We start from the raw sequence: 17,489 nt of genomic DNA, 5'->3' as shown, positions 1-17,489 counted from the left end.
TGTTTATGTTTTTTAGGGTGAGGTGGATAACCAAAGAAGTCAAGTTTTTATAACACATTGGCTATTAAAACTTGACTTCTTTTTAAGGACTGGAAGTAACTATGCTACCTGTTCCTTAACATTTCCTGTTCTTTTTATTGTACCCCAGGTTTCTAGTTCGCCTTTTATAGCTTTCCTGAACGAACGGAACAGCACAATATACATTAATTGTCTCCAGAAAAAACGCTGTGGGAAGATGTAAAGTAAATTTCTATACTTCTCTTTTTCCATGCGGAAAGCGATTGCAGCAAAAATCATATCTACAACTATAAAAATAATGTAATAGAAAAGTACCTGACCAAAACCGTTATGCAAACTTAAAATCCCTGAAAATCCGGTTAGGGTTAAATTATTAATAGCGCTTAGTGAAAAGAGACCACTAATTAAGGAAATAAGCATAAAAAGATCGGCAAGTGGCGAAAATAAAGGTAATATGATCTGGTAAATCAAAATATTTGGCATACCCACCATTCCAAAATAGCCGTATTTCTTGTTCAGTAGTGTTTTTCTGTTTTTCCAGAAGCTTTGCATTACGCCAAAGCTCCAGCGGAAACGTTGTTTAAGCAACATGCTCACCGTTTCTGGTGCTTCAGTATAAGCAATCGCATTGTCACAGTTTTTAACCTTGTAACCTGCCCGTAAAATACGCATGGTTAAATCGCAATCTTCGGCAAGAGTATCGATGGTAAATCCGCCTATTTCTAAGATCACATTTTTTCTAAAGGCACCTATTGCCCCTGGTACAACGGTAATTGTATTTAATAAGTCAAAAGCCCGTCTATCCATGTTTTGAGCAGTAATATATTCGATAGACTGCCACTTGGTAATGATGTTGTTGGCATTTCCAACTTTTACCGTTCCCGCTACCGCAGCTATTTTCTCACTATAGAAATACCGCATTAACTCGGTAACTGCATCGTTTTTTAATTGCGTATCGGCATCTATACATACCACAAAATCTGAAGTAGCTTTTGATATGCCGTAATTTAAGGCCGAAGCTTTGCCACCGTTTGCCTTACTGAAAACCTTTACCTGAGGGTGGTTGCCAAAGTGTTCGTTAATGATTTCAAAGGTTTTATCTTTCGAGCCATCATCTACAAAAATTAATTCAAAATCAGGATAGGTGGTTTTTAAAAGACTATTTATGGTTTGAACTGCAGTAATTTCTTCATTGTATGCAGGAATGATAATGCTTACCTTTTCTGAAGGATGCTGTATTAATTTACCCACATTGCGTTTCGCTCTTTTTCGCTGTCTGATAGCTAAATAAGCAATAAATATGGTCCTTAAGATAGCAAGTACAATAGCAACAGAAAATATGATGTTTAAAATCATGTTGCCATAATAAAAGAAATTGATAAAAAAGTAATCGCCAGAGCCTGAAAAACCACTATTTGCGGTAGATTTTACAGCAGGCATGAGTTCCGATCTTTTTTTACCCATTAAATCGCCAACCGTTGTAAATGTATAGCCCTTTGCTTTAAAGAATTTAATAATCCGCGGCAAGGCTGCAACAGTAGCTTCACGGTTTCCACCGGCATCATGAAGCAAAAGGATATTACCATTGTCCTGCTGTTTTACCACCTCGTTAAAAATCTGATCTGCAGTTTTACCCGGTTCCCAATCTTCAGGATCGATATACTCACCGATATTGATGTAATTCTCTTTGCGGCTTTGTGCAACTGGTAAAATTTCGGAAATATTCTGTGGCTCTGCATCAGCGTTAAATGGTGCACGGAATAAAATTGTACTGTGGCCAGTAACGGCTTCAATTAACCTACGTGTAGCATTTAGTTCGAATTTTACCCGTCTTGGTCCGATGGCCGACATATCAGGATGGAAAAAAGTATGGTTTCCAATTTCATAACCATCATTATATTCCTGTCTTAACAGTTCCATATTTTTTTCGGCCATAATCCCAACCACAAAGAAACAGCCTGGTACTTTTTCCTGTTTCAAAATATTTAACACCTGGGGCGTATAAACGGGATCGGGGCCATCATCAAAGGTTAAGGCAATTTTTTTATCGGCCTCTCCAAATCTTTTAATTACATATTGCTCCGGTAGTCGGGTATATTTTTGATCGGCAATGGAGAAATTGTCTTTATTTAAGGTAAACTTTACACTTCCTGGTGTGGGGGTAGAAATCAGATCCAGAATTTCACCATCACCTAGGTAGGAGATGCCACCCATGTTTAAGGAAGCAATTTTGCGTAAATCGAATGGTTTTTTCTTTAAGGTATCTAAACTAAGATCATTGGAAATAAAAGACCATAAACGTTTGTCTTCAGAGCCTAAACGCCATAGCGCCACACCTGCAATATCCCAATCATCAGCTTTGCGGATTAAATTAAAATAGGTTGCGGCATCAGTAAAGTAAACTTCATGTTTAATTCCACTTCCGTCATTATAGGCATAATTTAAATTGGCAGAAGCCGGATCGTAGTTTATTTTACTTTTATAATTAACAGCCATTGTCATAGCCTGTTCGTAAGTAACGGGTTTCCCAATGCTATTTTTGGGCCAATCGTAACCGTAACATGCCAGAGCTAGAATTACTTTGTCTGCATCAACCTTACTACAGATATCATCCAGTTTTTCTTCTACCCATTCCTGGTGTGAAATATCACCCGCATTACTTTGTTCGGTGTGCTGATCATAAGCCATCAGGACGAGGTAATCGTTATATTTTTGAAGGATTTCTGGTTTATAATCGTCGTTTTCGGGCGAAATATCTTGAGAAACAATCAGCTTTTCAGCGTGAAATTGGCTGTAAAGATTTTTCATAAAAGCATTAAAGCTGTCACCGTTTTCGAGATTAAGTTCCTCGAAATCTATATTGATGCCGCGATAGCCATATTTTTTGGTAATTGCGATGAGGTCGTAGATTAATTTTTGTTGTGCGGGTAGATCGTTCAACAACCGCCTCACGGCTGCACCATCCCAATGGTCTTTATTGTAATTAGAAACCACTGCAATAGCCGATTTTTTAGCAGTATGGATTACCTTCAATGCCGCCGTATCTGCTTTATCTACAATAGAATCACCATTTAGAAAGAATGATTCTGTAGCTACCATATCTAAATGGCTGATGTTGCGTTTCAAATCCGATAGTGAGTTTTCTTTGGAGGCTGCCCAGCTTACGTAAAAAGCCATGTTAATACGCTTGTTGTTACCCCGATGCGTTAAAATGCGATGCTCACGATCTTTTTTGATTTTTTGCAGTTTCGATTTTTCGATGGTGAAATCTTTGTACTGTTGCGATTTCTTTAACTTCTCTAATTGTTTTTGTGTTAAAGGTGTATTGGTATTAATAAATGGCAAATTGGGTGCCTGTACTGAAGATAAGGTATACACCACGCAGATAATTGCGATAATAAAGACTAAAAAAAATGTACGGCTTACCCAGGTAAATGCATGCCAGCGTCTTTTAGTCTCAGTTTGAAATATTTGTTTTCCGGACATTTTTCTGTTCTGATTTATGATCAAATGTCACTAACGAATATGAAGATTGGATGAATGATTTCAAATTAAGCGTTGCGAGATTAGATCGTTAGTTCTTCTCGAAGATAATATTTTTATTGATCTATTCATCAGTTGGCGAAAGCAATTTTATTTAGTATTGTTAGCAGAAAAGATTGCTTTTATGAGGGGAGAGATAGGCTGCAGTTACGCCAAGCAATAAAGATATCTCTTAAGTCTTTCTTGTGATAGGGATGGTTTATACATCAGTATAGGTTCGCCGCTGGTAGGCTCCTTCTATTGATTTTTAGGTTTTGGAAATGAATGTCAGTGTTTCATAGGCTATGGTAGTCCCGCTATTCGTTCCAGCCAATGAAAAATCGGCTCCACTGCTATCGGGTTTATCATCAAAGATTTTAGATGGGGTCCTATTACTTTTTTACAATTTTTTATAAATGAACGACTGGCAACATTTACATCTAGTATGGCCATAGCACTGTATCTCCGTTCTTGTTGAATCGTGTTGCAATATAAAGGCAAAAAAGCCGACAAATTTTACAAAAAATGCCAGCTTTTTAAGCTATTTTAAGACGGGGTCTTATATATAAAATATGCTGAAACAAGTTCAGTAGGACTATGGTCAATTTACTCTTCTAAATAACCAAATCTGCCCTGGTTATAATCTTCAATGGCTTGATGTATCTCGGCTTCAGTATTCATTAAAAACGGACCATACTGAACAATTGGCTCATCTATGGGTTCGCCGCTTAAAATCAAAATAACACTGTTTTCTAAAGCTTCGATTTTAATCTCTTCGCCTTTATTTTTGAAGTATACAAAATCATTCACAGATGCTGTTTCGGTTGTGTTAATTTTGATCAAACCCTCAATCACCATAAATCCAGTGTTAAAATTTTCAGGGAAGCTAAATGTCGCTTCACCGCCTTTATTTAACCGCGCATTATACAGTTCGATTGGTGTAAAGGTACTTGCATTGCCTTTTAAACTATTATAATTACCAGCAATGATCTCGATTTTCCCTCCGTTTTTTGGAAGATCGAAGTGAGCCATGTCGACCTGTTTAATTGCTTGATACCTTGGTTTACCCATTTTATCTTTAGCAGGTAAATTAATCCAAAGCTGAACCATTTGAAAAGGTCCTCCTGCTAAACTGTAGTGCGCTTCATGATATTCTTTGTGCAATACTCCACTTGCAGCTGTCATCCATTGTACATCACCGGGATAAATTACCCCGCTGTTTCCGGAACTATCATGATGCGCAACAGCACCATGATAGGCAATAGTTACTGTTTCGAAACCCCGGTGCGGGTGAACTCCAACGCCCCGTGGTTCTTTCCTGGCAGAAAATTCGATCTTTGACCCATAATCCATTAAGAAAAATGGACTCATGTTGATTTCATAACCACTTGGGAAAAAATTGTGTACCCTAAAGCCATCGCCAACCATATGTGGGGCGGGGGCTTTTAGTACTTTTTCTATTTGTTTTGTTTCCACGACCTTCAAATTTAAATAAGGCATGGTGCATAGGGCATGGAGCTATAACCCCATGCTTAATTTTCCTTTGCGCTATGCTTATACACTTTTCACAAACTGTAATTCGCCTAAAATGCGAACTTCTTCACTTACCATTACGCCACCAGTTTCTAATGCGGCATTCCAGGTTAAACCGAATTCAGAACGATTAATTTTTCCGCTTAAGGTAAAGCCTGCTTTGGTATTTCCCCAAGGATCGGTAGCAATACCACCAAATTCTGCGGTCAATTTTACTGGTTTAGTTTCACCTTTAATGGTTAAGTTACCTTTAACGATATAATCGCCACCATCTTTTTCTACTGAATTAGATTTAAATTCAATGTGTGCAAATTTTTCGGCATCGAAAAAATCACCGCTCTTTAAATGGTTATCACGGTCTGTATTTCCGGTATCAATCGAACCGATATCACCTTTGAAAGAAATCTCTGCATTTTCAAATTCATCACCTTCTGATGTTAATTCTGCAGTGAAAGATTTTAAACCACCAGTTACAGTAGTAATCATTAAGTGTTTTACTTTAAATTGTAATTCGCTGTGGGTTGGATCTAATGTCCATTTTGTAGTTGCCATATCTTTTGTTTTTTGAGATGTTTAATATTTACAACACAAAAGTACAGCGCAGGTTTTTACTACAGATTGATGTATGGTAAGAAAGGGAAATAATTGAATGAGAAGAGGATAGAAATACGGATTGTTAAAAGCTTGAAAAGTTGTACGTTTAAAGGTTAGATTTGAAAAAGCCATTCACTCATTCAAAATGCGATCTATGGTCTGAAATGTTTATTGGCCAATTCCTTTCTCACACGGCTTAGCGATTCGGGGGTAATACCCAGATAAGAGGCGATCATCCATTGGGGTACGCGGAGGGTAAGGTTAGGGTAAAGTTTTATAAAATCGAGGTATCTTTCTTCGGCCGTAGCACTTAACAACATATTAATTCTTTTCTGCATAAAGCGGATCGAATTGTTGAGTAGTTTAATTTGCATGGGTTGCAAACATGGTACTTGCCTGGCTGCTTCTTCCATGAAATTGTTGGGCATTAACACGGCTTCGGTTGCTTCGATGGCATCGATAAAAAATATTGACGGCTCATTATTCATGTTGTTGCGATCAGAAACCAACCAGTTTTCGGGGGCGAACTGAAGGATATGTTCTTTGCCTTTCGCATCAATTGAGTACGCGCGTAATAGGCCTTTGCCTACAAAATATCCGTGTTTAAAATTATCGCCAGTATATTGAACTATTTCGTTTTTCTCGAATTTTTTAACCTTTAAAGCAGATGATATACTTTCGAACTGTTCATCAGTTATCTCTATTTTTTCCTGTAAGTATTTTTGGAACTGATGAATCATAAAGATGGGATATTATTTTTTTACGGGCTTAATATCGGAAAAATCTACACCACATTTGCAATTACCGCCGCATCCATCTTTTTTTACCTGTAAAGATTTAAAAACCAAACGGCCAACATATACCAATGCTACCGCAAAAAGTAAAAAGACTAAAATCGTTTGAATATCCATACTACAAATATAAAGGGTTTTAGGGGGAAGGTGTTCAGATGAATGTAAATTATTGACGTACGGTTTTACTATAGAGGAAACCGAGTTTTTTTACAGAGAATAGGTGAATTATTATTCCTTTCGCTATAATTCATGTAGCCACGAACTTTTTGTCTTGCCACGGAATCACAGAATACACTGAAGGATCATATCTGTGTCTTATTCTTTGTGATCTTTGTGGTTAATCTTCGACTTCGCTCAGACTGACAAGGATACCTGTTTTGTGTTCTCTGTGCTTTGTCTTCGCGAGCTTTGCGGTTAAAAAAAGCTATTCTTCCATAAAGCCAACAGTACCACCAACCCAATCGAAATCGGCGTTGTAGCGTACACCAATCATTTTTCCTTTGCTTAGTCTTGCCAAATTAATGCAAAGCTGAGGCTCACCACCATCGGGCCATAAGTACATCATCCTGATTTCGGCTTTTACACCACCATCAGGTGCTTGTACGGCTGGCTCATAATTTACTTTTCTTTGTAAAATCCAGTTTTCGGGATCTTTTATACTGGTAATGTCCGTTTCGCTTACATCGATAATTACGCCCATCCCTGCGAAAGAGAATAATGGCTTAAGTACGTAGTTTTCTAAATCTTCAGGGATAATCTTTACCTCGTTTAAAAAACGTGTATCGGGCACAAATTCGCTTTTTAGAAATGGCATGGTGTATTTGCTGATGCGGTAAAACCAGTTGGGATGTGTTACCCATTCCACATCAAGTTCTTCACGCGGATCGAAACTGTTTTTGAAAATCTCGGTATTATTAGCTACTTCGTCAAATATCAGGCGGTTATAAATTCTTTTAAGCTGGATCTGTTTGCCATTTTCCTTATAAAATAATTGTTTACCTACTTTTTTAATGTCTTCCAGTGCCAAAATTTTAATACCCAACATTTTTTGGGTAACAAAAAAATCGATGGCCGTTTTTTGGTTAGGCGCATCTACATCCATCAGTGCTACTTCTTCAGGTTGATGGGGACCAATAATCACTTTTTTAAGCAGCCTGATGTAATTTTCTTCATTAAAACCATTTAAGAAATAATTAACCGAATGATCTATCTCGAAACTTGTTTTAAAGGTTTTGGCTAAATGGTGCTGAAAACCGTATAGAGAAGGGAAGCCCTGCATTTCGATGAGCATGGGAGTAAGTTCTCCGGCTTCATTTTTACAGATACCAAAATCAAAAGTTAAAAAATGTGGCTGCTCATTTTCATTGGGCACATTCCAGCTTACAGGAATTGATTTTTGCGTTAGTGCCTTAAAGTTAGGTTGCTTTATTAAGTTTATGATTTCTTCCCCTGCTGCAATCAACTTTTCTTTTAACGCTTTAGGTAAAAAAACCGGCGTTTCTGCCACACGAAAAGGAATTGGGGGATAGCCATTTTGCAATTCGCTAAGGAAGTTTTGATACTTCTCTTCGGTAAACTGCTGGTTATATTTTTGGCGTTGTGAGGGTATCATGTGCTGTTTAGATTTTACCAAGTAGTGCGTCATTATGTAGTTCCGACAGTTTTAAATCCAAATCTGACATAAAAGTGCATTGAATTATTTTTACGATTTCATTTCTATTGATGGTGTTAGGATTTCTTCTCACTTGCATATAATGGTCCCTTGTAATTTTCATAGTGAGTTCGCCAATTGAGATATATTCAATCTCCTGACGGAGCTTCATTGCTATCCAGTTAATAATCAAACAAGTCAAAATCCCTGTCAAAGCAAATTTCCAGTTAAAGAAAAAAGCTACCAATGAGATTATAAAACCACCAATAATTAAAAATATTAGCCAGGTTTTCATGGTTAAAAAATTAACTGGTATACCTAGTTCTTTTTGAAATGCTTTTATTTTCTTCCTACGACCAATCCTAGGAAAAACTTCATCAAGGCGAGTCCTAGGGGTAATACTTCCGCTATCAATTTTTTGTGAAACAGCGATGGCACTTCGGATCTTATAAAAGGCTTGTTGAGAGGTACAACTTTCTTCATTCTGATAAACAATGTTGTCTTGGAAAACCTGGCAGATATCTCCAAATGTTTTTGTTTCTGAAAAAGCATCAGATGCCAAATTCAGTTCGAAAGCTTTTGCTAGGTAGCCTAATGTATCTTCTACATCCTGTAATTCGATATCTTGTAGCTTATAGTCTTGTACCGCTTTCATTAGTGTTAGTTCTATGCCTCTTGTAAATTCCCAATTGCTTTTTGTAAGAAATTAGGTAAAATAACGCTTTGGGTAAGCACAATTCTTGCCGGATCATCTAAACTGTTTAACATATCCAGGTATTTTTGTTCCCCGTGCATATCAACAATTGCTTTTTTCTTTTCTTCCTGAAGCAAGTACATTTTCATGCCAACCGGATCAGCTTCTGGATGAAACTGAGTGCCGATAATTTCATCAGAAAAACGGATCGACATCATACAGCGTTCTAAATCGACATGTTTACGTTCTTTTTCGATGGCTAATAATTTAGCGCCTTTTTTCTCAAAAGCAGCAAAATCTGGCTCGATCACTTGCCAATCTCTGCTGTCGACCGAAAAGAACGGGTTGGTGATGCCGTTAAAAACCTCGTCTTTTTCTCCATCTTCAGTTAAGGTAATCGGGAAAATGCCAAAAGCATTCGACCGTCTTTCGGTTACGTTGCCCAATCCATATTTTCTACAAGCCAATTGGAAGGAATGGCAGATCAAAAAAGCATACTTTTTTCGTTCATCGTTTTTATGGTTAAAAGCTTCTATCTGATCTAAGAGATTAAAGAAATCATTTTCCCATTGTTCGCCCTTACTTTCGATCGGACTACCTGGGCCACCACTAGAAATATAAGCATCATAACCGATGCCTGGTATTTCTCCTTTTTGCCTTAAATCAAACATATCAAAGGTTAAATCGATATTGTTATCGTTTTTAAAACGGGATAAAATTTCCTGAATTCCCCGCATACCCTGATTAGGTGCGCCGTTATTCATGTCAATAACGGCCACCTTTAAGCTACTTTTATCCATTATAAAATTACTTTGCGCCTATAAGTGTTTGAGTAGTAATGTAATCTACCACCGCCTCAAAGTTACCAGTTTGTTGGTAAACCGCCAACTGCCTATCTGCGCCTGTACCATGCTCTAATATTTTATGCACATAATTAATGTCATCACGGCAGCCTAAATCATCCACCACATCATCTACAAAATCTAACAATTCTAAAATAAGGTTGCGGCAGTTCACTTCCATTTCTTTCCCGAAATCGATTAGGTTCCCATCAATTCCATAACGGGCAGCCCGCCATTTATTCTCATTGATTAATGCTCTCGAATAGCTGATAAACTCCATATTCTGCAAGCGCAGTTTGTATAGTTTGGCACATAATGCCTGAAATAATGCAGTAAAAGCCATCGTTTCATCAATCAACATCGGGCAATCGCAAATGCGGAACTCAACAGTATCGAAAAACGGATGCACACGGATATCCCACCAAATTTTCTTGGCATTATCCATGCAATTGGTTTTAATGAGCAGTTTCACATAGTTGTCGTAATCCTCGATGCTATTAAAAATATCAGGGATACCTGTACGTGGAAATTTGTCGAAAATTTTAGTACGGAAAGATTTGTAACCCGTATTCCGCGATTCCCAGAATGGAGAATTGGTAGAAAGCGCAAAAACATGTGGCAAGAAATACCTCACCTGGTTGGCAATATGAATGGCCAGCTCGCGAGATTGAAAGCCTACGTGTACGTGCAGGCCAAAAATGAGGTTAGAACGTGCGGCTTCCTGCAGTTCGTTCACAATTTCATTATAGCGTGGGTGTTCTGTAATCAACTGCTTTTCCCAATGCGAGAAAGGGTGTGTACCAGCGGCCCCAATCCTTAAGCCCTGCTCTCCGGCTAGCTGTGAAACCGTATAACGCAGTTGAGAAATCTCTTCGCGAGCTTCGGTGGTGGTTTTACAAATACCGGTTCCAACTTCTACCACAGCCTGGTGCATTTCTGCTTTAACCTGGTCTTTGTGGATTTTTTGGGCGGCTTCTACAATTTTTTGGTCGTGAGAAGTAAGCTCTCTGGTAACGGGATCAATTACCATATATTCTTCTTCTATGCCCAGCGTAAACTCGTTCATCCTTCTATCTATTGATTAAAAATTAAATCCCAATTATTTTTTTGCTGCAGCTTTTTTAGGTTTTGCAGCTGTTTTTTCTGTTGTTGCAGTTTTAGCCTTTTCTGTAGCCGTAACTTTCTTTGGTGCAGCTGTTTTAGCCACTTTTGGTGCAGTTTTAGCTATTAGCGGTTTACCGCCGACAGACGATTTAATATATTCGCCCCAGGTTAAATTATCTTGCCCGTCTTTTTGTACTTTAGCTCTTTCTATGGCATAATTTGCTGTGGTTTCTACCACCCAGTCAAAATTTTCCTGACCAACACTCTTAATGTCGGCATCGGGGGCAGGGTTACAGAAATCGATTGCAATAGGCACGCCATTACGCACCGCAAATTCAACGGTATTGAAATCGTACCCCAAATATTTGCATAGCTTTAAGGTGTATTCTTCAACTGTTTTAAGCAATTTCGGATCTGGCGATTTACCTTCTGTTGCATAGCGTAAGTGATGCGGGTTGCGTGGATCGTACTGCATAATACGCACATATTTGCCGCCTATACAATAACACCTAAAATATTCTTCAAAGATGATTTCTTCCTGCAAAAGCATTACCAGTTGTTGGGTGCCGCTGTGTTTATCAAAAAAGTCTTCTTTATCATGAAGCTTATAAACATCCCTCCAGCCTCCGCCGTCATAGGGTTTCATATACGCCGGAAAACCTACATACTCGAAAATCGCATCCCAATTTAATGGCATTTCGAGGTTAGAAAAAGATTCGGATGTTGTTCCTGTTGGATGTTCTCTTGAAGGGATTAAGGCAGTTTTGGGTACGGGTACACCAATTTGTTCGGCCAGGGCATTGTTAAAAAATTTTTCGTCGGCGCTCCACCAAAATGGGTTGTTAATTACAGCAGTTCCAGTAATGGCAGCATTTTTTAGCGAGGCACGGTAGAATGGTACATCTTGCGAAATACGATCAATGATTACGGAATAACCTAATGGTGAATTCTGAAATATTTTATCGATTTTAACCGCTTCAGCAGTAATGCCTTTTTCTGCTTTTTTATTAATTCTTTCGATTACGGCTTCAGGAAAAGAGCGTTCCTGTCCAAATAAAATCCCTATTTTTTTCATAGTTTTAATTGTCTTTCAATGATGATGAAGCGATCGTGAGCTTTTGTAGTTGGTTACACTTGTTTGCTTATGATGGTTTCATTGGTATATTTTAAGTTTAATTGCTTAATCGGGTAATTGTTTGATACTTGTAACTTAAATCGACTCCGGGCTGAAGACTAAAGCCTATAACTGAGCAATATAATCTGGAAACATTTCTCTCCAGATGGGCCAATCGTGATCTGCATTTTGTCTGATATCAAGCCAGTGGTTGATACCCTTTTTATTTAAAATATTGGATAAACGCTCATTATCGGGCCTGCACATATCACGGTCTGTAGTACCCAAAACAATTTTCATATAATGTAGCTCGGGATTACTGTTATTCAGCAGATAATCAACCGGGTTGTTGAAATAAACATCGTCATTATAAAAACCATCCAACTGGCCAGAAATATCGAAAGCTCCGCTCATACTGAACATATGGCTAACCAGCCAGGGATGCCTGAAGGCGAAATTAGCAGCATGATAGCCTCCAAAACTACAGCCAGCGGTAATAATTTTACTGTGCCCGGTTTCATGCCTTGCCAGAGGGGCTACCTCTTCCAATAAATACTTATCGTACCAGATGTGGTTTTTAACCCTGTCGGCAGGATGAATATTTTTGTTGTACCAGCTTAACTTGTCAACGCCATCGGGGCAATAGATTTTAATTTTTCCTTCATTGATAAATCCCTCAACAGAATCTATAAGTTTGAAATCCTTGTTTTCAAAATATCGACCCATGCTTGTCGGGAACAGTAGGATAGGGATGCCACCGTGACCAAAGATGAGCATGTCGATTTCGCCACTTAAATTCGGGCTGTACCATTTCTTATGTTCTTCTTTAACCATAATAAAAATTGAATGATTTAAGGTATAAATTAAAATCTACAAAAAGAATTGTTTAAGCAGTAAAATGATGCAAATTAAAGGCGTATTATAAAAATTAACCTATGATAATTAATAGTTTACGGAGATTTGTACCTTTGCACCCTAATTCTGAGGCGATAACCATGTGATAGGGGATTTTGATTATGATGTACACCACAATTTTATCGGTAAAAGTTAATACCAGTAACTTTAAAATACCCTCGGCTTATTTAAAGCATGAGGTAGAAATAGATATTTACACACCTGAAGGTATTTTAGGGAATGAGAAAATAGAGCTTCTTTTATTAAATGATGGGCAGGATGTGGCCAAAATGGATTTTAGCCGGATTTTGGAAGAAGCCCATCATGGCAAAAGGAACCATAGGTTAATTGTTGTGGCGATTAAAGCATCAGAAGACCGCCTTATGGAATATGGTGTAGCGGGTATGCCCGATTTTAAAGGGCGCGGAGCGAAAGCCGATTTATACGCCGATTTTGTAATCAAAGAACTTCTGCCTTTTGTTAAAAAGAAAATTGCGATGCCGATAACCGGTAAAGTAGGTTTCGCGGGGTTTTCTCTGGGTGGTTTGTCTGCCTTTGATATCGCCTGGAATAATCCTTCTGCTTTTGATGCCATTGGTGTTTTTTCCGGAGCATTTTGGTGGAGAAAAAAAGACCTGAGCGAAGGTTATACCGATGCCGACCGTATTATGCATCAGCAACTGGAAAATACTTCTACCAAGCCAGATATGAAATTCTGGTTAATGACCGGAACCGAAGACGAAAAGGCCGACAGGAATAAAAATATGATCATCGATTCGATAGATGATACAATAGATATTGTTAAAATACTTCTAAATAAAGGTTACAAACGGCCTGAAAATGTTTTTTATTACGAAAAAGTTGGTGGCAAACACGATGTTCCGACCTGGGAAAGTGTAATGCCAGCCTTTTTAGATTGGGCATTTGAGGTATAAGACTCCCCTAATTTACTATCATTTTGAGCGAAGCGAAGTCGAGAAATCTATCTCGAGGTAGGTCTTTCCATTCCACTGCTTTTCAGTCGAGATGATGCTTGTTATAAAAAAGTTCATCTACTCATACTTTAAAAAAATACCAGTATCAAATATCGTCCATAAACAGCTCCTTTGCCCGCAAGCTTTTAATGCACCATTTGCCCAGGTATTGCAGGTTTTAAAAATGCTGTAACTGCCTCTTGCTTCGTAAAAGGCATCACCAACATCATAATGGACCTTCGATTTAACATTGATCAGATGTCCGGCTTTATCTTTTTTGAAACTATTTAAGATATAATCGATCAGTTGCAGATATTGCGCTTTGCTGATGATAATTTTCTTGCAGTTCGCATCTTCCGGTATATTTTTGTAATAGGTGGTGTGCATAGCAGATGTGCTTAAACCCGAAATGGCCCTTAATCCATTGCTAAGTTTAAGGTCTGAAAATTCTGGCGTTTCGAGGTAGAATTTTTTATCGCCCCAGCCCATGGCCAGGTATAGATAAGTGCTATCGGCAGCTAAAGTGTTTTGATAACTGATTTCTTTCGTCCAGTCTATCTGCGCGGTAACTGTAGGCACTACAATATCCGTGTGTACACCATTCGTCATAATGTAAATCGCAATTTCTTTAGGGTTTGTAGGGTTAGGGTTTACCGTTATTCTTGAGGCGCAAAATGCTGTGACAAAATAAATTCCGATCAATAGGATAAGAATAATACAAAATCTGCCTGTATATTTTAAAAACCGGTTATTCATACTGCCCTGGTTATTTTACCTTTAATACAACACTGGTGTTTTGGTAACCCAAAGGCTTAAATAAATTTTATTGATAGCTATATCGAAAAATATGATTTTTTGAGGCAGTAACTTATCTCTAATTTCACAATATGATAAAGGGACTATTTGAAACACATATCTATGTAGCAGATTTAGAAAGATCAATAGATTTTTACAGTAATGTTTTAGGTTTAACACAATGCCATTATGAAGAAGAACGCAGGATTGTATTTTTCTGGATCGGAAAGCCCCAGGAAGCCATGCTGGGTATTTGGGAAAAACCAAAAGATGAAATCGACATCAGGCATTTTGCCTTCCGGTGCGATGTGGATGATGTGCTGAATAAATCGATCCCGTTTCTTGAAGCCAATAACCTCAAGCCTTATAATTTTCTCAAAAGTGGTGATCACGAACCTATGGTTTTCGCCTGGATGCCCGCTTTAGCCATTTATTTTAATGACCCCGATGGGCATGCGTTGGAATTTATTGCTATTTTGGATGGCGAGGCTAAACCTGATTTAGGGGTGATTTCTTATCAGGATTGGTTAAACATATAAATTTCATCACCCTTGCTTTGTTAGCGCTTCGGCTGTTGAATTTAAAAAATTGATGTGTTTGCCCTTATTGCTTTCGTAAATAAAATCTTTAATGCTTTTGCTTTGATATGCACTAAAATCGCCAATAATTGCAAGGCTTATCCGGTAATTTGAAAATTTTTGGAGAATTTCTCCTGCCATTCCATTTTTAAGGTCAAAGAAATCGGGTGTAATATTATGTTCATGGATCATGATTTTATCAAATCCCTGGTAGTATAGGTTCCCTAGTAAATCCAATCCATCTGCTGCATTATTAATGATTATTTCTTCTGAAATAATTTCTGCAATATTGGTATTGTTCAAGGTGTGAGATTCAATTTTCATTAGGTTTTAAAATAGGGAATGGGTTGGCATTATTGCGACTAAGTTAAAGATTATGTTTTCTTTTTTATACATCTTGTTCAAACCTATTATTTGATTGCACAATAAAGCGCGCTGCTTTTCTATTTAAAAATGAGATAATTACAACATTATCATCGTATTAAATAGTAACAGATATAGTAGAAAATCCATTTCAAAACACTATCTTTGCGCCAAATTTGAGGCGCATTTTATGCAAAAGATTAGAAATATAGCTATTATAGCACACGTTGACCACGGTAAAACCACGTTGGTTGATAAGATTTTACACTCTTGTTCTATTTTTCGTGACAACGAACAAACAGGAGAGTTGATATTGGATAACAACGACTTAGAGCGTGAGCGTGGTATCACGATTGTATCTAAAAACGTATCTGTTCAATACAAAGACGTAAAAATTAACATTATCGATACACCTGGTCACGCGGATTTTGGCGGTGAGGTAGAGCGTGTTTTGAAAATGGCCGATGGTGTACTTTTACTTTGCGATGCTTTTGAAGGTGCAATGCCTCAAACACGTTTCGTAACGCAAAAAGCTTTGGCACTGGGTTTAAAGCCAATTGTGGTGGTAAACAAAGTAGATAAAGAAAACTGCCGCCCTGAAGAGGTTTACGAGCAGATTTTCGAATTGTTCTTTAACCTTGAAGCTACTGAAGAGCAATTGGATTTCCCTGTAATTTACGGTTCATCTAAACAAGGATGGATGAGTACTGACTGGCAAAAACCAACAACTGATATTTTTGCTTTGTTAGATGCGGTGGTAGAAAATATTCCTGCTGCACCAATAAACGAAGGTACTTTACAAATGCAGATTACCTCATTAGATTATTCTTCTTTCGTAGGTCGTATTGCAATTGGTCGTGTTCACCGTGGTACAATTAAAGAAAACCAACCGGTTACTTTAATTAAACGCGATGGCAAAATTGTTAAATCAAGAGTAAAAGAACTTTATACTTTCGAAGGTTTAGGTAAAGTAAAAGCTACTGAAGTAAGTTCTGGCGATATTTGTGCGGTTGTAGGTATTGATGGTTTTGAAATTGGTGATACTATTGCTGATTTTGAAGCACCAGAGCAATTACCAGTAATTAGCATTGATGAGCCAACAATGAACATGTTGTTTACCATTAATAACTCTCCTTTCTTCGGTAAAGAAGGTAAATTGGTAACTTCTCAACGTATCAAAGACCGTTTGATAAAAGAAATGGAGAAAAACCTGGCGTTGAAAGTTGTTGAAACCCAAGGTGCAGATTCATGGTTGGTATATGGCCGTGGTATTCTTCACTTATCAGTATTAATCGAAACGATGCGTCGTGAAGGTTATGAATTGCAAGTGGGTCAGCCACAAGTTATTGTCAAAGAAATCGATGGTAAAAAACATGAGCCAATTGAAACTTTGATTGTAGATGTACCTGCAGAAGTTTCTGGTAAAGTAATCGAATTGGTAACGCAACGTAAAGGCGAGTTATTGATTATGGAACCAAAAGGTGATTTACAACACTTAGAATTTGAAATTCCATCTCGTGGGATCATCGGTTTACGTAATAACGTTTTAACAGCTACTGCTGGTGAGGCAATTATGGCACACCGTTTCAAAGCTTACGAACCTTGGAAAGGTACGATCCCTGGCCGTTTAAATGGCGTATTAATTTCGATGGATAAAGGTACCACCACTGCATATTCTATTGATAAATTACAGGATAGAGGTCGTTTCTTTGTAGATCCGGGAGTTGATATTTACGAAGGACAAATTTTAGGAGAGCATATCCGTGATAACGACTTGGTAATCAATATCGTAAAAGGTAAAGCTTTAACTAACATGCGTGCATCAGGTACTGATGATAACACCCGTATTGCACCGGCAATTAAATTTTCGTTAGAAGAGGCTATGGAGTATATCCAGGCAGATGAGTACATCGAAGTTACTCCGGTAAGCATGCGTTTACGCAAAATCTTCTTAACTGAGCAAGAACGTAAAGTTAAAGGAAAGCAATTCGCTTAACCCCAATATCCCTAAAAGGGGAC

At 37.9% G+C, this 17,489-nt stretch carries 16 protein-coding genes; 3 read left to right on the top strand and 13 right to left on the bottom strand.

Features of this window, described 5'->3' with window-relative positions:
* Positions 1 to 99: 99 nt before the first annotated feature.
* From HDC90_RS11375 to HDC90_RS11325, 11 genes are all read right to left on the bottom strand, one after another.
* Entirely contained in the window at positions 100 to 3,504 is a 3,405-nt protein-coding gene (locus HDC90_RS11375) for a glycosyltransferase (protein WP_184466427.1), read from the bottom strand.
* A gap of 642 nt (positions 3,505 to 4,146) precedes the next feature.
* Positions 4,147 to 5,016: a pirin family protein gene (locus HDC90_RS11370; RefSeq protein WP_184466425.1), complete on the bottom strand. Its 870-nt coding sequence runs from the start codon at positions 5,014 to 5,016 to the stop codon at positions 4,147 to 4,149.
* 78 nt (positions 5,017 to 5,094) lie between these two features.
* A complete protein-coding gene (locus HDC90_RS11365; RefSeq protein ID WP_184466422.1) occupies positions 5,095 to 5,625 on the bottom strand; it encodes a YceI family protein in 531 nt (176 codons plus the stop codon).
* Positions 5,626 to 5,819: 194 nt separating this feature from the next.
* Complete coding sequence (locus HDC90_RS11360) at positions 5,820 to 6,407, bottom strand: Crp/Fnr family transcriptional regulator (protein ID WP_184466420.1); 588 nt, start codon at positions 6,405 to 6,407, stop codon at positions 5,820 to 5,822.
* Between the two features lie 12 nt (positions 6,408 to 6,419).
* Positions 6,420 to 6,578, bottom strand: a complete 159-nt coding sequence (locus HDC90_RS11355) for a FeoB-associated Cys-rich membrane protein (RefSeq protein WP_082458743.1) — start codon at positions 6,576 to 6,578, stop codon at positions 6,420 to 6,422.
* A gap of 307 nt (positions 6,579 to 6,885) precedes the next feature.
* A complete protein-coding gene (locus tag HDC90_RS11350) occupies positions 6,886 to 8,073 on the bottom strand; it encodes a hypothetical protein (protein WP_184466418.1) in 1,188 nt (395 codons plus the stop codon).
* A gap of 7 nt (positions 8,074 to 8,080) precedes the next feature.
* Positions 8,081 to 8,767, bottom strand: a complete 687-nt coding sequence (locus HDC90_RS11345; protein ID WP_184466416.1) for a hypothetical protein — start codon at positions 8,765 to 8,767, stop codon at positions 8,081 to 8,083.
* 11 nt (positions 8,768 to 8,778) lie between these two features.
* Positions 8,779 to 9,606, bottom strand: a complete 828-nt coding sequence (locus HDC90_RS11340) for a type 1 glutamine amidotransferase (RefSeq protein WP_184466414.1) — start codon at positions 9,604 to 9,606, stop codon at positions 8,779 to 8,781.
* Between the two features lie 7 nt (positions 9,607 to 9,613).
* Positions 9,614 to 10,714 carry a carboxylate-amine ligase gene (locus HDC90_RS11335; RefSeq protein ID WP_184466412.1) on the bottom strand — a complete coding sequence of 367 codons (1,101 nt, stop codon included), beginning with the start codon at positions 10,712 to 10,714 and terminating at the stop codon, positions 9,614 to 9,616.
* Between the two features lie 33 nt (positions 10,715 to 10,747).
* Complete coding sequence (locus tag HDC90_RS11330; RefSeq protein WP_184466410.1) at positions 10,748 to 11,827, bottom strand: RimK family alpha-L-glutamate ligase; 1,080 nt, start codon at positions 11,825 to 11,827, stop codon at positions 10,748 to 10,750.
* A gap of 165 nt (positions 11,828 to 11,992) precedes the next feature.
* On the bottom strand, positions 11,993 to 12,700 hold the full coding sequence (locus HDC90_RS11325) for an esterase family protein (RefSeq protein WP_184466408.1): 708 nt from the start codon (positions 12,698 to 12,700) through the stop codon (positions 11,993 to 11,995).
* A 182-nt stretch (positions 12,701 to 12,882) separates the two neighbouring features.
* On the opposite strand from HDC90_RS11325, the gene HDC90_RS11320 reads away from it, so the two are divergent.
* Complete coding sequence (locus tag HDC90_RS11320; protein ID WP_184466406.1) at positions 12,883 to 13,695, top strand: esterase family protein; 813 nt, start codon at positions 12,883 to 12,885, stop codon at positions 13,693 to 13,695.
* Between the two features lie 117 nt (positions 13,696 to 13,812).
* Here HDC90_RS11320 and HDC90_RS11315 read toward each other — a convergent pair whose 3' ends face one another.
* The gene (locus HDC90_RS11315) at positions 13,813 to 14,490 is read right to left on the bottom strand and encodes a TIGR02117 family protein (RefSeq protein ID WP_184466404.1); all 678 of its coding nucleotides are present in this window, start codon (positions 14,488 to 14,490) and stop codon (positions 13,813 to 13,815) included.
* Positions 14,491 to 14,621: 131 nt separating this feature from the next.
* On the opposite strand from HDC90_RS11315, the gene HDC90_RS11310 reads away from it, so the two are divergent.
* Positions 14,622 to 15,068 (top strand): VOC family protein, encoded by a 447-nt coding sequence (locus HDC90_RS11310; RefSeq protein WP_184466403.1) that lies wholly within the window; start codon positions 14,622 to 14,624, stop codon positions 15,066 to 15,068.
* 6 nt (positions 15,069 to 15,074) lie between these two features.
* Here HDC90_RS11310 and HDC90_RS11305 read toward each other — a convergent pair whose 3' ends face one another.
* Positions 15,075 to 15,431 (bottom strand): DUF4180 domain-containing protein, encoded by a 357-nt coding sequence (locus tag HDC90_RS11305; RefSeq protein ID WP_184466401.1) that lies wholly within the window; start codon positions 15,429 to 15,431, stop codon positions 15,075 to 15,077.
* 229 nt (positions 15,432 to 15,660) lie between these two features.
* Between HDC90_RS11305 and typA the strand changes: the two genes are divergently transcribed.
* Positions 15,661 to 17,466, top strand: coding sequence for a translational GTPase TypA (gene typA, locus HDC90_RS11300; RefSeq protein WP_184466399.1), 1,806 nt, complete (start codon positions 15,661 to 15,663; stop codon positions 17,464 to 17,466).
* Positions 17,467 to 17,489: the final 23 nt, after the last annotated feature.

This window comes from Pedobacter sp. AK013 (assembly GCF_014205835.1).
GTDB lineage: Bacteria > Bacteroidota > Bacteroidia > Sphingobacteriales > Sphingobacteriaceae > Pedobacter.
The sequence above is the reverse complement of the archived record's forward strand: the minus strand, read 5'-3'. Positions and strand labels throughout refer to the sequence as shown.